Here is a 4,208-nt window from a genome sequence, read left to right on the forward strand (position 1 = left end):
GGAGCGCCCTCGGCGCCCTGGTCGCCACCGTGCCGCCGGGGGCGTCTCGCGAGGAGATCGAGGCCGTGGCGGGCCACCTCATCCGGGCCGGCACGGCTGCCGTGAGGACCCTGGGCCATGCCTGAGCCCAGCTGGGCGCCCGACGAGGACGCGTGGCGGCGGGCAGCCGCGCTCGTCGAGTGGTCGACCCCGTTCGATGCCGTGTGGGAGCCGCGGGCCGGCCGGGCCCACTGGTTCCCGGGCGGCCGGCTCAACGCGTCCGTCACCTGTGTGGACCGGCACGCGGCGGCCCACCCGGACCGGGTCGCCATCAGCTGGGAGGGCGAGCCGGGCGACCGGCGCGCCATCACCTACGGAGACCTGCTCGTCGAGGTCACCACCCTCGCCCGTGGCCTGCGCTCGATCGGTGTGCAGGCCGGTGACGTCGTCGCCCTGCACCTCGGGCTCGTCCCCGAGGCCGCCGTGGCCATGCTCGCCTGTGCCCGCGTCGGCGCCGTCCACGCCGTGCTTCCCACGCCGCTGCCGGCCGAGGCGCTCGCCGACCGGCTGGAGAGCCTCGGCGCCAGGGTGCTCTTCACCCAGGACGGCGCCTGGCGGCACGGGACGATCCTGCCCCTCAAGGTCCGCGCCGACGAGGCCCTCACGGCCGTCGCGGGCATCGAGCACACCATCGTGGTCCGGCGCACTGGCATGGACGTCGCGTGGTACGAGGGGGACCGGTGGTACCACGACCTCGTGGCGGCGGACCGGGGAGGCAACCGGCGCCGTACGGCCGGGACGGCGCGGGCGGGTGAGCCCGTCGACCTGCCGAGCGACCATCCCTTCTTCCTCGTGAGCCAGGCGCACCGCCGTGGCCGTCCTGTCGTCGTCACTCATGGGCTCGCCAACATCCTCGTCACCGCCGCCGCCCTGCACGAGTGGGGCGTGGGAGAGGGTGGCCGGCTCTGGAGCGCGGGCGATGCCTCCTGGCTCGCAGTCCAGGTCCACGGCATCTACGGGCCGCTCGCCCGAGGGATCACCACGGTGCTCTACGAGGGCACCCTCGACGTGCCCACGCACGCGCGGGCGTGGGAGATCATGCGCCGCCACGTGGTGACGACGATGATGACGACGCCCTCCGTGCTGCGGACCATGCGCGGATGGGCGCCGGCCCTTGCCGACACGAGCCCGGTCGAGTCGCTGCGGCGCGTCGTCCTCTACGCCGAGCCGTCGGAGCCGGCCCTGCGGGACTGGGCCGCCTCGGACCTCAGCCACCGCCCCGTCGTCGTCGCCGACGGGTGGGGCCAGGTCGAGCTCGGTGGGATCGTCCACCTGAGCCAGTCGCTGGACCCGGACCTCGTGCCGTCGGTGGAACCCGCGATCGTCGACGCCTCCGGCAACCCCGTGCCGGACGGTGAGGCCGGGGAGCTGGTACTGACCAAGGGCTGGGCCGGTGCGATGCTGCCCGGGACCGGCGACGTCGCGGCGGCGACGGACCACCACTGGACGAACCGGCCGGGGCTCTACACGACCGGTGACCGCGTGCGCCGCACCCCGGAGGCCGGGCTCGAGTTCCTCGGCCGCACCGACGAGGTCATCTCGCTCTCCGGCCAGCTCGTCTCGATCAGCGAGGTCCGGGAGACGCTCCTCGGCCACCCCTTCGTCGAGCGAGCCGACGTCATCGAGCGCCGGGACGTCCAGGGCGGGCGGTACCTCGCGGCGGCGATCGTGCTCGACGGCGCGACGCCCGAGCACGACCTCGCCGCCCTGGCCCGCGACCTCAACGAGACGGTCCGGGACAACCTCGGCGGGGTCGCGCGGCCCAGGATGCTCATCTTCGTCGACCGCTTCGGGGACGAGCTGCGCGGCGACGAACGCCGCCGCGCCCTGGCCCGGCTGCCACTCGGCGACACCCCGGAGCCCAGGTCCGTCACCTGGCACCAGGTCCTCGCCGCTGCCGAGCACCTGGGCTGAGCTCGACCCGACCCGAATGCCAGGGCACGGGCTGGGAGGGCACGGCTGGCGGGGAGCGAGCTCAGCGGCATCCGGCATCCTCGCTCGTCCCGCCCCGGCGAAACGGCGACGCGGGCACGCTGGCCCCGCTCCTAGACTGGCCCGCATGGTCTCCCCGCTCGTCGCGCTCACCCCCAAGGTCCAGTCCGCGATCGCCGCCGCCCTCGGTGACGACTACTGCGAGGCGGACCCGGTACTGCGCCCGTCGCAGTTCGCCGACGTGCAGGTCAACGCCGCGCTCGCCCTCGCGAAGAAGGTCGGCGCGCCGCAACGGGACGTCGCCGCGAAGATCGTGGACTCGCTGGAGCTCGACGGCATCGCCGACCGCGTCGAGGTCAGCGGGCCGGGGTTCATCAACCTCACCTTCAGCGACGCGTGGCTGGCCTCGCTGCTCGCCGACGTCGACGCCGACGACCGGCTCGGCGTGCCCGTCGAGGAGCGACAGAACATCCCGATCGACTACTCCGCCCCCAATGTCGCCAAGGAGATGCACGTCGGCCACCTGCGGACGACCATCGTCGGCGACTCGCTGGCCCGGACGCTCGAGCACCTCGGCCACAACGTCATCCGGCAGAACCACATCGGTGACTGGGGCACGCCGTTCGGGATGCTCATCGAGCACCTCCTCGAGGTCGGCGAGGACTCGCCGGATGCCGAGCTGCTCGTCACCGACCCCAACGCGTTCTACCAGGCGGCGCGGGAGAAGTTCGACACCGCTGAGCGAGCCGAACCTGACGGCAGCGCAGGCGATTTCGACATCCGGTCCCGGGCCCGGGTCGTCAAGCTCCAGTCGGGCGACCCGGAGACGCTGGAGCACTGGCACCGGCTCGTCGGCATGTCGAGGGCCTACTTCAACAAGGTCTACACGACCCTCGGCGTGACGCTCGGCGACGAGAACCTGGCAGGCGAGTCGACCTACAACCACATGCTCGCCGACGTGTGCGACGAGCTCGAGGCCAAGGGCATCGCGACGATGTCCGACGGCGCGCTGTGTGTCTTCCTCGACGGCTACACCGGTCGCGAAGGCAAGCCGGTACCGCTCATCATCCGCAAGCGCGATGGCGGATATGGTTATCCCACAACGGATCTCGCGACCATCAAGTATCGCGTCTCCGAGCTGGGCGCCCACCGTGTGCTCTACGTCATCGGCGCCCCGCAGGCGCTGCACCTCAGCATGGTCTGGGACGCGGCGCGCCTCGCAGGCTGGCTGCCCGAGCACGTCATCCCGGTCCACATCCAGATCGGCAACGTCCTCGGCGAGGACCGCAAGATCCTCAAGACCCGGTCCGGGTCGTCGCTCCGGCTCATGGCCCTGCTCGACGAGGCGGTCGTCAAGGCACGCGCCCTCATCGACGAGACGCGGCCGGACCTGTCGGAGGAGGAGCGGGCGACGATCGCCCGGCAGGTCGGGATCGGCGCGGTGAAGTACGCCGACCTCTCCGTCGCCCACAACAGCGAGTACGTCTTCGACCTCGACCGGATGGTGTCCCTGACCGGCAACACCGGGCCGTACCTCCAGTACGTCGTCGCGCGGGTGCGCTCGATCTTCCGCCAGGCGGGCCTCGACCCGCTGACCCAGCACGCGCCGATCACGCTCGGCACGCCGCACGAGCGCGCCCTCGGCCAACAGCTGCTCGGCTTCGCCGACGTGGTGACCGAGGTCGGGTCGCTCTACGAGCCGCACCGGCTCAGCGGCCACCTCTTCGAGCTCGCGCAGGCGTTCTCGGCGTTCTACGAGAACTGCCCCGTCCTCAAGGCGGAGACCGAGGAGCTGCGCGAGTCGCGCCTCACGCTCAGCGCGCTCGTGCTGCGGACCATGACGACGGGCCTGGACCTGCTCGGCTTGGAGTCCCCCGCGCAGATGTGAGCGTGGAAGGTTGCCCGCGTCCCAGCGCGGGCAATCTTCCACAGTCGCTCCTGCGTCGATGCCGTATGCCGTTGGGCGAGCTCCCAGCGCCACCGGCGTCCGCTGGGTGGCCCGGCGCCCGAGCGGCGGGTGCGCTGCTAGGTTTCGCGGCATGAGCATCGCCGAGGACCTCGACTACGCGTTCCCCGAGCCCAATCGGCTGCAGCGCGCGGTCCAGGCCCTCGTGTCCACCCGCCCAGGCTCCTGGGTGCTGTCCAGGGCCCTCCCGGCGTTGGACCGGGCCGCGGCTCGGCTGACCGGTGGCCGCACGTCCGTCTCGGAGCTCGGGGCCGGCGTGCCCATCGTCGTG

At 72.4% G+C, this 4,208-nt stretch carries 2 protein-coding genes and 1 pseudogene; all 3 read left to right on the forward strand.

The window, feature by feature from the left end; all coding sequences use genetic code 11:
- Window positions 1-117: 117 nt before the first annotated feature.
- Entirely contained in the window at window positions 118-1,953 is a 1,836-nt protein-coding gene (locus VJN29_RS03870; RefSeq protein WP_324142265.1) for an AMP-binding protein, read from the forward strand.
- A 145-nt stretch (window positions 1,954-2,098) separates the two neighbouring features.
- On the forward strand, window positions 2,099-3,859 hold the full coding sequence (gene argS / locus VJN29_RS03875) for an arginine--tRNA ligase (RefSeq protein ID WP_324142266.1): 1,761 nt from the start codon (window positions 2,099-2,101) through the stop codon (window positions 3,857-3,859).
- Between the two features lie 151 nt (window positions 3,860-4,010).
- A pseudogene (locus VJN29_RS03880) lies at window positions 4,011-4,208 on the forward strand (hypothetical protein); the annotation flags it as partial.

It is taken from the genome of Intrasporangium sp. (assembly GCF_035280925.1).
GTDB lineage: Bacteria > Actinomycetota > Actinomycetes > Actinomycetales > Dermatophilaceae > Intrasporangium.